Here is a 19,931-nt window from a genome sequence, read left to right as displayed (position 1 = left end):
GAATACTTTTTTCAATTTCCAAGTTTTTTTCTAGAGCTCATAGAAAGAAGACCAACAAAAAAGCCATGCAAGTAGAACCTGCATGGCTTTGGTCCGGGCAGCAATGACACTGCCCTCGTCTATGACTAGTTACATTGAGCTTTGATCGAAATCGTTGCCTTGGTCAGTACCCGTTTGAGTATCCGAGTCGAAGCTGCCAGAGTCATCCGTGAAGTCAACACCTTGATCTTGACCTCCTGCACTTGTCCAGTCGCTGCCGCCAGATTCCATACCCGCCATATCTGGTTGCTGATCTTGAGCAGAACCTTGCATGGTGTATTGATCATCGACTTCAACTTCAACTGTGCCACTCGCACCTTCTACTGCGCTGCCCAATTCGTCGTAACCTTGGAATTGGATTTCGCTCGTACCTTCGTAACCTTCTGGTAAGTCAACCGATACTGGTTGGTTCAGGTTGCCACTTAATGTGAAGCTGCCATCGCCATTATCCAGTGCGTTGCTTACTGATGCACCATCAGGTAGACCGGACATTTCTGCATAATCCACCGATTCGTTACCACTGACCTCATCTGGAACCGAGATAGAAATGGTATCGCCTGGTGCTGCAGTCACATCAGCTGCGCTCTCCTCTTCACTGTCTGCACCGTTTGCTGCTTGCTCTTCAGGCTGTTGCGCTTCGCCAACTTGCTGCTCTGATGATGCTTGAGCAGTTTGAATTTGTGGCTCGTCACTTTGCGCTGAATCGTCCGCAACTTGGATGCTCAGATTCTGAGTCGATACTTCACCGTTGTCGTTGACCTGAACATCCATAGCCAAATTGCCATCGAAGTCATCGTTCGGCCAGTATGTCCACTCTTCGTCACCTGATTTCGCGAAGAAACCAGCATCGTTCGCATCGGCGACATCCAACACTTCTGCAGAAGGGCTAATGCCAAGCTCATCAATCAACTGTGCTTCCGTTAGTGTTAGTGAACCATCATCAGCCAATGCGTAGCCTTCGCTGGTTGTGGTTTCACCTTCACCTTGGATGTCGACATTAAAGAAGCTCTCAATGCGGTTTTCACCGTCAGTTGCAATGAAGCCAACTTGAACATCTCCGGTGTAGCCTTCTGCTGGTGTGAATTGGTAGTTACCTTGGTTATCGGTCTCTATCACACCTTGACCTTCCATTAGGCTCACTGACTCAATGCTCAAGCTGTCGCCTTCTGCATCGCTCAAGGTCGATAGCATGTCGTCATTGGTGAACGACAAGGTGCCATCCGCTGCCATTTCTGTGGTAGAAATGCTGTCGATTTCTGGTGAAACATTCTCTTGTGGTGCGTCTTCTTTCACGACCACGCCTGTTTGCTCATCATGAAGCACACCGTCTTTATCAATCACGTAAGCGATATCCGCTTCACCCGTAAAGCCTGGTGCTGGATTGAATGTCCATGTGCCATCACCGTTATCGACAATCTCACCTTGGCTGCGATCAGCTAGGTGAACGAATTTCACTTCATCACCCGCGTCAGCGTCTACGTTCTCTGCCAATCCGATTAGGTCATCAGCGGTTAGGATAACGGGCTCACCCGCTAGGGTTTCGAAGTCACCTGAATCGATGCCATCTTCGAACTCTTCTGGCTCGTCACCGTAATCCACCGTTGTTGCGGTCACGGTTACGAAGAACTCGCCATTAAAGTCAGCCGGAGGCGTCATTTGCAGGTCTGAGATATCCCACTCGTTCAAGTCGATGTATTGACCCGGTTCCGTGATGGTAATGGTGTTCACACCATCCGTAACTTCGAAGCCAACAGGGAAACCAGTCATCACTAGGTTACTTAGCGTTTCTGAATCGTCGATTAGACCGACATTCAAGCCTAAGTGACCCGTTTCGTCCTCACCGAAGACTAACGGACCATCATGGTCGGTTGTGATGACTGCGCCATCCGCAACAGGGCGAACAAACACTGGTACATCAAGTACTGTTTCAAACTCACCGTCACTTACCACAACTTGCAAGTCAGAAACCCCTGCAAAATCGCCAGTCGGTGTGAATGTCCAAGTACCGTCACCGTTGTCCGTTACCTCACCACCATCTTCACCTTCTGCGGTGATAATGCGTGATACGACTAGGTTTTCAGTATCGATGTCGCCGAACAAGTTCATCAGGTCGCCAGCGTCGAAGGTGAATGCGCCATCTTCGTCGGTTGCCATAAACGCATTACCCACATTGAATGGAGCATCATTGACTGGAATAACATCCACATTCAACGAGCCTTCAACCACTTCTTCACCATCCGTCGCGGTGTAGCCCAGTTCCACCAAACCATTGAAGTCTTGAGTGGTCACCAAGTGGTACATACCATCTGGCTGCTGAGTTAATGTCGCGTTTGCAGGAGCACGAACCGTGATGCTTTCTACGCTGATTTCGTCACCATCAAGATCCGTGACTTGATCAGCGATGTAAGCTGGGTCAATCACCATGACCACATCTTCTTCGCCTTGCATCTGGATGGTTGGCGCTTCTGGTGCATCGTTAACCGCTTCGATGTTTAGATTGCCTTCAACCGGCGTCACTAAATCACCATCGCTGACACCGAACGACATTGGCACATCACCATTGAAGTTCTCAGCCGGAGTGAATGACCAAGTGCCATCACCGTTGTCTAGCAAGTCACCGTATTGCTCATCAATCACTAGGTCGACAGCAGACAGTTCGTCGTAGGTGTTGTCGATGTCTGTTGCGTTAGCAAGCAACATGTCCTGCGTAATAAGAATGGTGGTATCTTCGGTGCCAGCAATATTCACTGGCGTTGATTGCGGCGCATCGTTAACTGGGTTCACCGTTAGGTCAACGCCCACTTCCACGCTCTCACCATCGTTATCAATCAAGTCGAAGCTTAAGTCGATATCGCCATTGAAGTTCGCATCAGGCGTAATCGTAAAGCTACCATCTTGGTTCTCAACAACGGTTGCATTGGCAACCGCGGTTAAGTTCACCGCTTCTAGATTATCGCTGTCTACGTCACCCGCTTGAGCCAGTAACTGCTCTTGACTCAATGTGATTGAACCGTCTTCATCGACGCTGTATGCCAAATCGCCAGATACCGGAGCATCGTTGACTGGCAATACATCAATGTTCGCGTTGGTTGTCGCAGTTGCACCGTCTTCATCAGCCACTACTACGTCTAGGCTTACGCCACCGTTGAAGTTTTCATTTGGTGCGAAGCTATAAGTGCCATCGTCATTCGCCGTTAGAATGCCGTCGCTACCACTGTAAGAGACGCTTTCTAGGCTCACGTCGCCTTCCACATCGCTTGATTGCGCTAGCAGTTGCTCTTCCGTGAAGATAATGACTTCGTCTTCATTGACAGAGTAACTTGTCGCACCTGCGATTGGTGGATCGTTCACCTCAAGAACGGTAATACCCGCAGTGGTTGAGTCTGCCGCACCCTCTTCATCGACAACTACAACGTCTAGGCTAACCTCGCCATTGAAGTTCTCGTTTGGAGAGAAGGTATACGTACCATCGCCATTGTCTTGGAAGACGCCATCATTGCCACTGTAAGTCACACTACTGATGTCTACGTCGCCTTCAATATCCGACGAATTAGCCAGTAGTTGCTCGTCACTGATGGTGATCGAGTTGTCTTCATGTACGGTGTAAGACGTGCTGCCCGCCACAGGTGGATCGTTCTCCGGCGTCACACTCACATCGATATTCGCGGTCACGGTATCCGTGCCATCAGAAACATCGAAGGTAAAGTTCACATCACCATTGAAGTTCTCGTTTGGAGCAAAGCTGTAGGTCCCATCACCGTTATCGGTTAGGACACCATCAGCGCCAGTGTAAGTGACACCTTCTACCGATAGGTCATCACCATCGATATCCGTTGCGCCATCAAGCAGATCTTGGTCAGTGAAGGTCAACACACCATCTTCACCAATAGTGAACGCTTGATCTTCTGGCTGCGGTAAGTCATTAACTGGGTTAACCGTTAGGTCAGCCGTTGCAACGATAGTATCGCTGCCATCGTTGATATCGAACGTGATATCAATGTCGCCATTGAAGTTCGCGTCAGGCGTAATGGTAAAGCTACCATCGTCATTAGCCGTAACCGTCGCATCACCGTCAACCACTAGGTTAGAAGCGGTTAGTGCATCACCTTCTACATCCGTTGCTTGTGCCAACAATTGTTCTTGGCTTAGCGTGATTGAGTTGTCTTCGTCGACACTGTAAGCCAAGTCACCCGATACTGGAGCATCATTGATTGGCAGAACATCAATGTTTGCCGTCGTCGAAGCGGTCGCACCATCTTCGTCCACGACTACAACATCAAGATTCACTTCACCATTGAAGTTTTGGTTTGGTGCAAAGCTGAACGTACCATCACCATTGTCGGTAAAGATACCTTCGCTGCCACTGTAGCTCACGCTATCTAGTGCTACCTCACCTTCAATATCGGAAGAGTTTGCCAACAACTGTTCTGCACTGATGGTGATGACTTCATCTTCATCAATGGTGTAACTGGTTGTGCCTGCGATTGGCGGATCGTTCACCTCAAGTACCGTGATACCTGCGGTAGTTGAATCCGTCGCGCCATCTTCGTCGATTACAACAACATCTAGGCTCACTTCGCCATTGAAGTTCTCGTTTGGCGAGAAGGTGTACGTGCCATCACCGTTGATTTCCAGCACACCATCGTTACCGCTATAGCTCACGCTATCAATCGATACATCACCTTCAATATCCGATGAGTTCGCTAGTAGCTGTTCATCACTGATGGTGATCGAGTTATCTTCATGCACTGTGTAAGACGTGCTGCCTGCCACTGGTGGATCATTCTCTGGCGTCACACTCACATCGATATTCGCGGTCACGGTGTCCGTGCCATCGGAAACATCGAAGGTAAAGTTTACGTCGCCATTGAAGTTTTCGTTCGGTGCGAAGCTGTATGTGCCATCGCCATTGTCAGTAAGAACACCGTCCGCGCCAGTGTATGTGACACCTTCTACCGATAGGTCATCGCCATCGATATCGGTTGCACCATCCAACAGGTCTTGATCAGTAAAGGTCAACACGCCATCTTCACCAATGGTGAACGCTTGATCTTCTGGCTGTGGTAGGTCGTTAACTGGATTAACCGTTAGATCTGCCGTCGCGACCAAGGTGTCAGAACCATCACTGATATCAAACGTGATATCAATGTCGCCATTGAAGTTCGCGTCGGGCGTAATGGTAAAGCTACCATCGTCATTAGCCGTAACCGTCGCATCACCGTCAACCACTAGGTTAGAAGCGGTTAGTGCATCACCTTCTACATCCGTTGCTTGTGCCAACAATTGTTCTTGGCTTAGCGTGATTGAGTTGTCTTCGTCGACACTGTAAGCCAAGTCACCCGATACTGGAGCATCATTGATTGGCAGAACATCAATGTTTGCCGTCGTCGAAGCGGTCGCACCATCTTCGTCCACGACTACAACATCAAGATTCACTTCACCATTGAAGTTTTGGTTTGGTGCAAAGCTGAACGTACCATCACCATTGTCGGTAAAGATACCTTCGCTGCCACTGTAGCTTACGCTATCTAGTGCTACCTCACCTTCAATATCGGAAGAGTTTGCCAACAACTGTTCTGCACTGATGGTAATGACTTCATCTTCATCAATGGTGTAACTGGTTACGCCTGCGATTGGTGGATCGTTCACTTCAAGAACGGTAATTCCCGCTGTTGTTGTATCAACCGCGCCGTCCTCGTCAACCACGACAACATCAAGGCTAACATCGCCTGTAAAGTTTTCGTTTGGTGAGAAGGTGTAAGTACCATCGCCATTAATTTCGAGCACACCGTCGTTGCCACTGTAACTCACGCTACTGATCGCAACATCACCCTCGATATCAGACGAATTAGCCAGTAGTTGCTCATCACTGATGGTGATCGAGTTGTCTTCATGCACTGTGTAAGACGTGCTGCCCGCAACTGGCGGATCGTTCTCTGGCGTCACACTCACATCAATGTTGGCAGAGGTTGTATCCGTACCGTCTGACACATCGAAAGTGAAGTTCACATCGCCATTGAAGTTCTCATTCGGTGCGAAGCTATATGTGCCATCGCCATTGTCAGTTAGGACACCGTCCGCGCCAGTGTAAGTCACACCTTCAACAGTTAGGTTGTCACCTTCTACATCCGTCGCACCTGTTAACAAGTCCGCATCAGTGAAGGTAAGAAGACCGTCCTCACCCACTGTGAACGCTTGATCTTGTGGTTCAGGCGCATCATTAACTGGTGTTACTGATAAGTCGAGACCAGCCGCAACCACTTCTTCCCCGTCAGTCACATCGTAGGTGAACTCGATATCACCGTAGAAGTTCTCGCTCGGTGTAATGGTGAAGCTGCCATCCTCGTTCATTTCGACCGTTGCATTTTCATCATTGGTACTCAGGTTGATTGCACTTAGATCGTCACCATCGATATCAACAGCGTGTTCAAGTAACTGCTCTTGAGTCAGCGTAATGCTGTTGTCTTCGGCAGTGACTGCGCTGATGTCACCCGTCACTTCTGGCGCATCATTAGTTGGCGAGATATGAATCGTCACATCTTGCGTCGCTGTCGCCGTTGTACCGGTATCTACATCCGTAGAGGTTGCATTCACGGTTAGCGTCACATCGCCGTTGAAGTCCGCAGAAGGGATAAACTCTAGTCCTTCTAGCTCGCCTGGTTGTAGTGACCAAGTACCATCACCATTATCAACACCCGCTGATAGCGAGCTGCCTTCTGGCACATCTTCAATCAAGATAGCGAGGTTTTCTGAACCATCGGTATCGGTTAACGCTGCATCGATATCAAGCGGCACTGGTGTATCTTCGGTACCAATAATTTGGTAATCCGCATCCGCTACCGTGATTTCGATGTTGTCGATACCAAATGATTCATCCCAAACGTCTTGATTCAAGGTTGAACCGAAGCCGAGTTGTAGTTCGCCATCCTCGACAGGAACCGTCAGATTGATTTGGTGAGCTTGGTCATTCCAGCCACTGAAGCCTTCACGTTGAGAGGCTCCGTGGATCACTTCACCCACTTCGTTACCGTCTGAGTCGTAAAGCGTTGTCGTGCCATCTTGAGTACGGAACGCTGAGTTCTCTAACGTCGTTAGCTGTTCGCCGCCGACAAAGATTTGGAACGACTCGCCATCCCAAGAATCGATTTCGTAGAAGCTAAACGAGATGTTCACTTCATTGACATCGCTTGGGATCTCGTAGGTTTTGCTGACCGCTTCATCACCGCCAGTGCCACCAATACGACCCAGCATATCGCCCGTTTCGAAGCCTTGAGAGCTTTCAGTGTTCGCGTTCCAACCGTTCGAGCCAGACTCGAAGTTATCAGAGGCAATCACCAAGTCCGAAGCAATCGACAACTCTGGCATATCAACCACAGATTGAACATCAATGTTCGCTTCAGCAGGAACCGTTGCAGTGCCATCGTTGACGTCAAACGTCACGTTCACGTTGCCATCGAAGTTTTCGTTTGGTGCGAAGTTGTACGTGCCGTCACCGTTGTCGACTAACGTACCGCTGTCAGAAGCAACGTTTTCAACCGTTAGGTTATCACCATCGATATCACCTGCATTTTGCAGCAATTGCTCTTCGGTGAAGGTGAAGCTTGTGTCTTCTTGCGTAACAAACTGTGGCTGACCAACCGTTGGCAAGTCATTCACTGGGTTCACAGTCAGATCGGCAGTGGCTTGAATGGTGGCATCGCCGTCCTTAATGTTGAAGCTCAGATCAATGTCGCCATTGAAGTCCGCATCTGGTGTGATAGTGAAGCTGCCGTCATCGTTAGCAACAACGGTCGCATTGCCGTCAACAGTGAGGTTCGCTGCGGTTAGGTCATCGCCATCTACGTCGCCTGCTTGCGCAAGAAGCTGCTCTTGGCTGAGAGTGATAGAACCGTCTTCATCCACGCTGTAAGCCAAATCACCTGATACTGGAGCATCGTTGACTGGCAATACATCAATGTTTGCATTGGTTGCTACCGTTGAACCATCTTCATCGGTCACGACAACATCTAGGCTGACATCACCGTTGAAGTTTTCGTTTGGCGCGAAGCTGAATGTGCCATCGCCGTTGTCAGTAAAGATACCGTCAGAGCCGCTGTAGCTAACGCTATCAATCGCGACGTCACCCTCAACGTCAGAAGCATTCGCCAATAGCTGCTCAGAGCTGATGGTGATGACTTCGTCTTCGTTCACTGAGTAGCTGGTCGCGCCGGCGATTGGTGGATCGTTCACCTCAAGTACCGTGATACCTGCGGTGGTTGAATCCGTAGCTCCGTCTTCGTCTACCACGACAACATCTAGGCTGACTTCACCATTGAAGTTCTCGTTTGGCGAGAAGGTGTAAGTACCATCGCCATTGTCTTGGAACACGCCATCTGCGCCACTGTAGCTCACGCTATCAACCGAAACATCGCCTTCAATATCCGACGAATTCGCTAGTAACTGCTCATCGCTGATGGTGATCGAATTGTCTTCATGCACCGTGTAAGACGTGCTGCCTGCTACTGGTGGATCGTTCTCTGGCGTCACGCTTACATCGATATTTGCGGTCACGGTATCCGTGCCATCAGAAACATCGAAGGTAAAGTTCACATCGCCATTGAAGTTTTCGTTTGGCGCGAAGCTGTAAGTGCCATCACCATTGTCGGTTAGAACACCATCAGCGCCTGTGTAGCTCACGCCTTCAACCGATAGGTCATCGCCATCGATATCTGTTGCGCCATCAAGCAGATCCTCATCAGTGAACAACAAGACGCCATCTTCACCAATGGTGAACGCTTGATCTTCTGGCTGTGGTAGGTCGTTAACTGGATTAACCGTCAGGTCAGCTGTTGCAACAATAGCGTCGGTGCCGTCGTTGATGTCGAACGTGATATCAATGTCGCCATTGAAGTTCGCATCAGGCGTGATGGTGAAGCTGCCATCATCGTTTGCCGTGACCGTTGCATCACCGTCAACCACTAGGTTAGTCGCGGTTAGCGCGTCACCTTCTACATCCGATGCTTGAGCAAGAAGCTGTTCTTGGCTTAGCGTAATTGAATTGTCTTCATCGACACTGTAAGCCAAGTTGCCCGATACTGGCGCATCGTTGATTGGCAATACATCGATGTTTGCGTTAGTTGCCGCAGTTGCACCGTCTTCATCAACAACCACAACATCTAGGCTGACATCGCCATCGAAGTTGGCGTTTGGTGCGAAGCTGAATGTACCGTCACCGTTATCGGTAAAGATACCGTCGGAGCCGCTGTAGCTGACGCTATCAATCGCAACTTCACCTTCAACATCAGAAGCGTTCGCCAATAGCTGTTCAGAGCTAATGGTGATGACTTCGTCTTCGTTCACTGAGTAGCTGGTCGCACCTGCGATTGGTGGATCGTTCACCTCAAGTACTGTAATACCTGCGGTAGTTGAATCCGTCGCACCGTCTTCATCGACCACGACAACATCTAGGCTCACTTCACCATTGAAGTTCTCGTTTGGCGAGAAGGTGTACGTACCGTCACCATTGTCTTGGAACACACCATCTGTGCCGCTGTAGCTGACGCTATCAATCGCCACTTCGCCTTCTATATCAGACGAGTTAGCCAACAGCTGTTCGTTACTAATGGTGATCGAATTGTCTTCATGCACCGTGTAAGATGTGCTACCTGCCACCGGTGGATCGTTCTCTGGCGTAACACTCACATCGATATTCGCGGTCACGGTATCCGTGCCATCAGAAACATCGAAGGTGAAGTTCACGTCGCCATTGAAGTTTTCGTTTGGAGCGAAGCTGTATGTGCCGTCACCGTTGTCGGTTAGGACACCGTCCGCGCCAGTGTAAGTGACGCCCTCAACAGATAAGTCATCCCCTTCAATATCGGTAGCGCCTGTTAGGAGATCCGCATCAGTAAAGGTCAGCACACCATCTTCACCAATGGTGAACGCTTGATCTTGTGGTTCAGGCGCATCGTTAACTGGTGACACCAATAACTCAAGGTTGGTTGAGACAACATCATCGCCGTCAGACACATCGAACGTAAAGGTGATGTCACCATTAAAGTCCGCATCTGGCGTTAAGGTGTAAGTACCGTCACCATTGTCTGTGATGGTGATGTTTTCATCATCCGTTGCCAAGTTCAGTGCTGTCAGTTGGTCTCCATCCAAGTCACGCGCATTAGCGAGCAAATCTTCTCGCGTGATTAGGATTGAACCATCTTCTTCAACCACAGCAGAAACAGGCAATGCTTCAGGCGTATGTTCAATGTGAGCACCCGTTGCATTGACGTAGATGGTTTGAGAAACGGTTTCAGAATCATTATTTGATAGCTCTGTCGCCGTTGCCGTTACATTGATTTCTAGCTGTTGGTTAAAGTCTTCTGGCAATTGAATCTGTAGCTCTTGTTCAATTGCTGTGGTTGGAAGCGTTACAGAACCATCTGGACCGACTGTTACTTCACCACTGTAGATCTGGCTGTTCACTTCACCTACATCAATGGTGAAGTTGAAGTCACTATAATCGGCATCGCCGCCACCGTAGAGATCTTCAAAGCCGTAAACCAGTTCACCGTCTTCGTTCACAGTAGTTCGAGTATGTTCAATGCCATCTTGGTTGAGCTCTGAGCTTGTGCCGCCATGGAAGACTGCATCACCAAATTGGCTTTGAATCACGGTTTCAGAACCATCAGCACCCACAAACACGAGTTGTGGGTCAACTGTATCCATGTTCGCAGGAGAGCCATCTGCTGCACGGAACTCGTACTGACCATCTTGCATGGACGCAAAGTCATTGAAGTTATGACCGTTAGGAATCAAGAATAGGTTGAAGCTTTCCCCTTCCGAGATTTGGAAGCTGAACTGATCTTGTCCCGGAATGAGGTCACCGCCTCCGCCAACTTGAGAGGCGTTTTCGTACACCACTTCAACGCCCGTGATATTGCCGTCTTCATCAACTTTGTAATAGCCAGCTGCGTTTTGGTAACCCGCGGTTTCACCTTCAAAGGTAACCGTGATTTCAGTATCATTGAAACTGGTGATACCGTTGTCTTGATCGTTAAGTACCCCTTCGTTGTCGTAGCTGATCACCGAACCTTCTGGAACACCATCAACGGTCACAGTCAGCGTTTCTGACAAGTCTTGGTCAACCAATGCTGCGGCGATGTTCACTTCAACAATACCGCCTGGCTCAACCAAGATCGCTTGGTCATCCACGTTTCGACCGTCGCCATCAGTGATGACTAGGTCTGGCGCATCTGCTACGGCTTCGACATGGACATTAATGTCTTGCTCAACTTCATCCGTACCGTCAGAAACCGTAAAGCTGAACTGTAAGTCACCACTGAAGTGCTCTTCTGGTACGAAGCTAAATGTACCGTCACCGTTGTCCGTTACAGTACCTTCATCACCCGAGTAGTTAATGCTCGTAACAGTTAGGTCATCACCATCAATATCAATCGCGCCACTTAGCAGATCTTCTTGCGTGAACAGGATGCTGCCATCCTCTTCAATGTGGTACATGCCAGGCGCAACAATTGGAATGTCATTGACTGGGTTCACCGTCAATGTCATTTCATTGGCAACACTCAATTCACCGTCGCTCACTTCATAAGTAAACTCGATGTCTCCGTTGAAGTTCTGTGAAGGCGTAACGGTAAAGGTGCCGTCGCCGTTATCCACGATAGAGGCATTAGGATCATTGGTTTCTAGTGCCGTTGCGTATAGGTCATCACCATCTTGATCGCTGGCATTTTCAAGCAGCATTTCTTGTGTCACGAGAATAGAGCCATCCTCGTCCACGTCTGCCACGATTGGCGCTGCTTCTGGTGCGTCGTTGACGAACTCAACTTTCAAGTCGATGTTTGCCGCCACCACATCGGTGCCATCACTCACATCAAACGTGAGGTCAACATTACCAAAGAAGCCCTGCTCTGGCGTTAACGTGTAGGTGCCACCGCCATTGTCTGTCACTTGAACCGTATCGCTTAAGCTCGTCACGTTCACAACAGATAAGTCATCGCCTTCGATGTCCGTCGCTTGAGCCAGCAGCTCTGCTTCAGTAACCGTGATGGCTTCGCCGTCTTCTGTGGTGAAGGACAAATCAGGTACATCTGGCAGGTCGTTCACTGGGTTAACGGTGAGGTTTAGATCCGCAGCGACGGTTTCAATCGCGTCAGTTACGTCATAAGTAAATTCGATTTCACCAAAGAAGTTTTCGCTCGGTGTAATCGTGAAGCTACCATCAGCGTTCTCAACGATGGTTGCATTAGGATCGTTGGTCGACAGGTTCACCGCTTCAAGGTTGTCACCATCCACGTCCGTCGCGTTCGCTAACAAGTCTTCTTGAGTGATGGTAATTGAGCCATCTTCATCAACGACCGCATCAACTGGACCGCTGACCTCTGGACCTTCGTTGACGATCTCAACATCGATCTTCGCAGTGCTTGGTGCGCTTGCTTGACCGTCGCTGATGTCGAAGGTCAAGTTCACTTCACCATAGAAGTTCGAAGTTGGTTCGAAGGTAAAGGTGTTGTCGCCGTTGTCTGTCAACGTACCTTGTGACTGGTCAACAAGCAGCAGATTCTCAATATGCAGAATGTCGCCATCCACATCGGTCGCACCTGATAACAGGTCTTTTGCTTCGATGATGATGGTGCCGTTTTCTAGCATTTGAGTATGTAGCGGCGCACCAGGAACTGGCACATCGTTGACTGGAATAACGGTCAGATCTAGATGGGTATCGACTTCATCGGTGCCATCGAAGACTTTGTAATCGATGTCGACTTCACCATTGAAGTTTTCATTCGGCATAAAGGTGTAAGTGCCGTCGCCATTGTCGACAAGCTCACCGTTGTCACCGCTGTAAGAGATATCAGAGATAGACAGCGCATCGCCTTCCACGTCACTTGCATTGGCAAGCAAATCATCCGCGCTAAACGTAATGCCCACATCCTCATCAGTCGACAACACAATCGGACCAGAAACGATTGGCGCATCGTTTACTGCTTCGAAGTTGATGTTGATGATGTTGTCGTCGGTGAGTTCACCATCCGTAACTTGATAGCCAAGCTCAATCTCACCGTAGAAGTTCTCATCTGGTGTGACTGTCCATGTACCATCGCCGTTGTCGGTTAACGTAGCGTGCTCCGCGTTATCCCCCACCAGCTCTAGGTTTTGAATATCAAGGACATCACTATCGATATCACTCGCTTGTGCTAAAAGCTGTTCTTCTGTGATAACCACAGAGGCAAACTGCGTAGAACCTTCGGTATCGATGGTCACATTTGGCAGATCAGCAGTCAGTTCGATTTCACTGTCACCTTCTCGGATATTCAGTTCTACCGTTTCCGTGATTTCCGTGCCGTCCACGCCAATAGATGTGAACACCGCTTCATCATGACAAGTTTGCGAAACCGTCATGTTTTGAACCACGTATGTACCGTTACCTTGAATCGTACCTAGCTCAAAGTAAGACACCGGCTCGTTCACCGTTAGGGTGTAATCCGTCTCATAGCTACCACGATCTTCTTTGTGGTAAGTCATCGAGTCGATCAAGTCACCATCAGAGTTAAAGGCGCGAATTTCGACTTCCGTAAAGTGGCGAGACTCTTCCATAAACCAGCCGCCTAGACCATCTAGGTGGAAGCTGATTTCGTTGATGTCTTGGCCTTCAACGGTCACAGTCAGTTTTTCATCACCGCTCAAGCCTTGGCGGTCAGTATCGCCAATACCGTGACCGATGTGTGTTTTACCATTCCACGCACCGAGTGGGTCATCATTACTTTGAACGGTAACTTTCAAATCACCATCAACAAACTCACGTGTGTAAGGGTCAACAGCAGTACCCCAATCATCGAGGCTAGCGTTGTCGTCAAAGGTACCAATTTGACTCGTATGCGTACCGTTCGCCAATGCATCATCATTTGGAATGAAGCGCACTTCCGTGTCTGCAGGAACCTCCTGCCCGACTTCTAGCTGTACCCATTCGTCATTTAGATTCGCTTCAATGATGCCGTTTTCAGGGGCTTGGTCGAGACGTAACGCAGGCTCTTCACGCAGAGAAACACCCACGGTTTGGTCTTCTTCCGCTTGAATAAATATCTCGTCGCCCGCTTCTGGCGCATCGTTGACAGGGTTAACGGTCAGATCCAGCGTGGTCAGAACATCATTTTCGCCATCGCTGATGTTGTAAGTGAAGTCCAACTCTCCGTTAAAGTTTTCCGTATGCGTAATGGTGAATGAACCATCGTCATTGGCTACGATCGTCGCATCTGGGTCATTGGTTTGTAGATTGCTGGCAACAAGGTCATCACCTTCAATATCTGTCGCATTCGCAAGCAACTGTTCTTGTGTAATGGTGATGGCATTATCTTCATCCACTTCAGCTTGAATGCCTGATGTTTCAGGTGCGTCGTTCACCGCGATAACATCGATGCCTGCGGTTGTCGTATCCGTTGCACCATCTTGGTCGATGACCGTAACGTCGAGCGAAATGTTACCGTCAAAGTTCTCATTTGGCGTAAAGGTATATGTGCCGTCGCCATTGTCCACGAAGCTACCGTCGTTACCAGAGTAGCTAACATTCGCCAAGGCTACATCGCCTTCCACATCAGAAGAGTTGGCTAACAACTGCTCGTCACTAATGGTGATTTGACCGTCTTCTTGAACCGTGTAAGACGTAGAACCTGCCACTGGTGGATCGTTCACTGGTGTCACGCTGACATCAATAAATGCAGGTGTTGAACCTGTGCCGTCAGACACATCGAAAGTGAACTGAACATCACCGTTGAAGTTCTCATTCGGCGCGAAGCTGTAGGTGCCATCGCCATTGTCGATAAGCACACCATCTGCACCTGTGTAGAGAACGTTTTCGATAGACAGATCATCGCCATCAATATCCGATGCACCTTCCAATAGGTCTGCATCCGTGAACAGCAAGGTGCCATCTTCTTCTACCGTGAACTGTTGATCTTGCGCTTGTGGCAAGTCATTCACAGGATTAACCGTAATGTCCAGACCAACTTGTACCGAGCCACCATCGTTATCAATGATATCGAAGGTCAGATCTAGGTCGCCGTTGTAGTTTTCATCCGGTGTGATGGTGTAACTGCCATCATCGTTGTATTGAATCGTTGCGTTGTCATCTGTCGATAGATTGATGGCTTCAAGGTTCTCGCTATCAATATCGCCCGCTTTGGCAAGCAGCTGCTCTTGGCTTAGCGTGATTGAGCTGTCTTCGTTGATGGTGTAAGCCAAATCACCCGATACTGGTGGATCGTTGATTGGCAATACATCGACATTGATGTGCGTATCAACGGTTGCCCCATTCTCATCTTGAATGGTCACATCCAACTGAACTTGACCATTGAAGTTCTCGTTTGGTGCAAAGCTACAAGTACCATCGCCATTGACGGTAAAGATACCATCCGAGCCTTCATAGCTGATGCCAACAAGCTCTACATCGCCCTCGATATCAGATGCGTTAGCAAGAATTTGTGACTCACTGAATGTCAGTACTGAATCTTCGTCAATCGTGTAAGACGTTGGACCGGCAACTGGAGGGTCATTCACTTCAATGACGGTAATGCCTGCAGTCGTTTCGTCAATCGCACCTTGCTCATCCGCCACAATCACATCAAGGCTGATATCACCGCTGAAGTTCTCATTCGGCATGAAGGTGTAAGTGCCGTCACCGTTGTCTTGGAATACGCCATCGGTGCCTGAATAGGTCACGCTATCGATGGACACTGCGCCTTCCACATCCGAAGAGTTAGCCAGAAGCTGCTCATCGGAAATCGTAATCGCGTTGTCTTCATCAACCGTGTAAGACGTAGAACCCGCAACCGGAGGATCGTTCACTGGAGTGACGCTCACGTCCACATTTGCTGGTACGGTTTCAGTACCGTCAGAAACACCAAAACTAAAGCTGACGTCTCCGTTGAAGTTTTCATTTGGTGCAAAGGTGTAAGTACCATCACCGTGGTCAGTCAGCACACCATCGCTGCCTGTGTAGCTAATGCCATCAACCGTTAAGTTATCGCCATCGATATCGGTCGCGCCAGCAAGCAAGTCTGCATCGGTAAACTGAAGCGTGCCATCTTCTTCAACACTGAACTGCTGGTCTTGAGGAACAGGAAGATCGTTAACTGGATTAACCGTTAGATCCGCCGTTGCTTGGATAGTGTCTGTGCCGTCCGTAATGTTGAATTGGATATCAATGTCACCATTAAAGTCCGCATCTGGCGTAATCGTGAAGCTGCCATCGTCGTTCGCTGTGACGGTTGCGTTTCCATCTACAGTCAAATCGCTAGCAGTCAGACCATCTCCCTCAATATCAGACGCTTGAGAAAGAAGCTGTTCTTGGCTGAGTGTAATCGCACCGTCTTCATCAACGCTGTAAGCCAAATCACCCGATACTGGCGCATCATTGATTGGCAATACATTCACATTAATGACGGTATCAACTTCTGCCCCATCTTCATCTCGAATGGTCACATCAAGTTGAACTTGTCCGTTAAAGTTCTCGTTTGGCGCGAAGCTGCACGTGCCATCATCGTTAACAGTGAAAATACCATCCGGACCATCGTAACTAATGCCAACAAGCTCTACATCGCCTTCCACATCAGAGGCATTCAACAGCACTTGCGACTCACTAAAGGTCAGAACTGAATCTTCATCAATGGTGTAAGAAGTTGGTCCTGCGACTGGTGGATCGTTCACTTCCAGTACTGTAATGCCAGCAGTGGTGACATCCGTTGCGCCTTCTTCATCAGTGACGACAACATCAAGCGTCACTTCACCATTAAAGTTTTCATTTGGAGAGAAAGTGTACGTACCGTCTCCATTGATTTGCAACACACCATCGCTGCCAGAGTAGCTCACGCTATCAATCGAGACATCCCCTTCTAAATCCGAAGAATTTGCCAACAGTTGCGCGTCAGAAATGGTAATAGAGTTGTCTTCGTGAACCGTGTAAGACGTTGAACCAGCCACAGGAGGATCATTCAGCGGCGTAACGCTCACATCTACATTCGCTGAAACTGTATCTGTGCCATCAGATACGTCAAAGCTGAAGTTCACATCGCCGTTGAAGTTCTCATTTGGCGCAAAGCTATATGTGCCATCGCCATTGTCAGTTAGAACGCCGTCGGTTCCTTCGTAACTGATTCCCGTTACAGAAAGGTCATCGCCTTCAATGTCGGTCGCACCTGCAAGCAGATCCGCATCGGTAAATTGCAGCGTGCCGTCCTCTTCCACACTGAATTGTTGGTCTTGAGGAACAGGCAGATCGTTGATTGGATTAACGGTTAGGTCAGCGGTTGCTTGAACGGTATTCGTGCCATCTGAGATATCGAAGCTGATGTCGATATCACCATTAAAATCTGCGTCTGGCGTGATAGTGAAACTACCATCGTCATTTTGAGTCACCGTCGCATTGCCATCTACCGAAAGGTTAGACGCCGTCAGTGCATCGCCTTCCACATCGGAAGCTTGCGACAACAACTGCTCTTGGCTCAAACGAATCGAGCCATCTTCATCCACCGAGTAAGCAAGATTGCCAGATACTGGTGCGTCATCGACTGGTGTGACGCTTACATCAATGTTGGCAGAAACCGTATCTGTACCGTCGGACACATCAAAGCTGAAGTTTACGTCACCATTGAAGTTTTCATTTGGCGCAAAAGTGTAAGTCCCATTACCGTTGTCGGTCAGGATGCCGTCGCCACCATCGTAACTCACACCTTCAACTGTTAGGTTATCGCCCTCAATATCCGTTGCGCCAGCAAGCAGTTCAGCATCGGTGAAGATCAGCGTGCCGTCTTCTTCCACGCTAAACTGCTGGTCTTGAGGAACAGGTAAATCGTTGATTGGGTTAACGGTTAGGTCAGCGGTTGCTTGAACAGTATTCGTGCCATCTGAGATATCGAAGCTGATGTCGATATCACCATTGAAATCTGCGTCCGGCGTGATGGTGAAGCTACCATCGTCATTTTGAGTCACCGTCGCATTGCCATCTACCGAAAGGTTAGACGCCGTCAGTGCATCGCCTTCCACATCGGAAGCTTGCGACAACAACTGCTCTTGGCTCAAACGAATCGAGCCATCTTCATCCACCGAGTAAGCAAGATTGCCAGATACTGGTGCGTCATCGACTGGTGTGACGCTTACATCAATGTTGGCAGAAACCGTATCTGTACCGTCGGACACATCAAAGCTGAAGTTCACATCGCCATTGAAGTTTTCATTTGGCGCGAAAGTGTAAGTCCCATTACCGTTATCGGTCAGGATGCCGTCGCCACCATCGTAGCTCACACCCTCAACGGTTAGGTTGTCGCCTTCAATATCCGTTGCGCCAGCAAGCAGGTCAGCATCGGTGAAGATCAGCGTGCCGTCCTCTTCCACCTCAAAGGTTTTATCTTCAGGCACTGGTGCGTCATTGATTGGACGAACGGTTAAATCGATAGAACTTGAAACGGTTTCTTGACCATCACTGATATCAAACGTTAAGTCGAGTTCACCATTAAAATCAGCTTCAGGTGTGACGGTATAAGTGCCATCACCATTATCCACAACGGATGCATTAGCACCCACTTGCACGTTAAATGCGGCAAGATCATCGCCATCAACATCACTCGCGTACCCGAGAAGTTGTTCTTGAGTGAAGGTAATAGTGCCATCTTCATCCATGATGTATGCCAGATCTTGCCCTACTTCTGGCGCGTCATTTTCACCTTCGACTTTAATTTGGAACGTCTCGCTCGTAGTTTCGGAGTCGAAAGCGTCTTCTACTTGCGTCGTGGTTTCTTCGCTGGTGTCTTGTACATCCACCGCGAAGCTCTCTTCAGTGGTTTCTGAATCTAGCTCGTCACCACCTTGAGAACCTTCAGAGTCTGAAGAAGCACTTGGCGCAGATGAAGTTTGTACCGCTTGTCCTTGCGCTTCATTGCCTTCTGCGTCCGAACCACCTTCAGAGCCAGAGGCATCACCACCACCGACCGCTTGGGCACCCGCCCCAGAATCCGAACCACCGCTGCCCAGAGCCTCGTCACCTGATTCTCCGCTAGAAGCTACACTATCAACAACATTGGATTGTGCAGCGTCAGAGTCGCTGCTACTTTCAGTATCCTCTTCTTGAACTGCGCCACCCGAGCTCACTGCTTCTTCTTCCGTACCCGCGCCACTAGGATTTTCTTCCATCGCACGATTGGCTTCATCAACAGCATCTGCACTTTCAGCACCAGTCGCTACAGTCGAAGAGACGGTCGACTGCTGTTTTTCTTCTTTTGTCCCCGTATCCTTCGTTTCTGTTTGCTCTACCGCATCGTTAAGCTTTTCATTGTCTTTTTCTTGATTAGTGTCGCCTGCCATTACAGCCTCCGTTGCTTTTAGCTAACTGATCGTATTTAGAGGCAGTAAAGGACACCATTTTTAGAAACCAACTTTTTTATACAACTTTTTTCATACCTTTCGAGTTCCATAAAAACAAAAAAATTTGAAAACCCAGTATAAAGATCCTTACTTGTTGTCATTAAAGCAATTAGTGCGGTGGGATAATGATAAATATGACAAATCTGTTGCGCTCAGTCGACAACAGCCATAAGGGGCTGCAATTGCTATTAGGCGATTTTTACCAAGATTTCAGTGATGCAGGGATTGATATTGAGATGCTGCATAAACAAAACCGTTTTGAAGCACTCAGATGTTATTCAAAAAGGCTAAAGACCATTTTCGTCTTGTTATGTGATGACGACTTACCACCAAAATTGGCAAAGCTTGAACACTTAAACAAACACCATTTCCCTGCTCCTAATGAATTGATCGAGGACGTTAAAACCGAGCTTAACAACGTAAACAAACAAATTAGCCAGCTGTTAAAAATCGAAAATTCAATCGATAGCCGCACAGGTAGTGAATCGTAG

Annotated in this window: 2 protein-coding genes; one reads left to right on the top strand and one right to left on the bottom strand. The window is 48.7% G+C overall.

The genetic code is table 11. The features are described 5' to 3' along the window. Positions 1–129 precede the first annotated feature (129 nt). Complete coding sequence (locus tag R7E47_RS03250) at positions 130–19,380, bottom strand: tandem-95 repeat protein (RefSeq protein ID WP_318083715.1); 19,251 nt, start codon at positions 19,378–19,380, stop codon at positions 130–132. 182 nt (positions 19,381–19,562) lie between these two features. Here R7E47_RS03250 and R7E47_RS03245 point away from each other — a divergent pair, with 182 nt between their 5' ends. Further along, on the top strand, positions 19,563–19,931 hold the full coding sequence (locus R7E47_RS03245) for a hypothetical protein (protein ID WP_170893388.1): 369 nt from the start codon (positions 19,563–19,565) through the stop codon (positions 19,929–19,931).

It is taken from the genome of Vibrio sp. Vb1026 (assembly GCF_033338745.1).
GTDB classification, from domain to species: Bacteria; Pseudomonadota; Gammaproteobacteria; order Enterobacterales; family Vibrionaceae; genus Vibrio; species Vibrio alginolyticus.
Note: the sequence above shows the minus strand (reverse complement) of the source record. Positions and strands in the feature narration are given on the sequence as shown.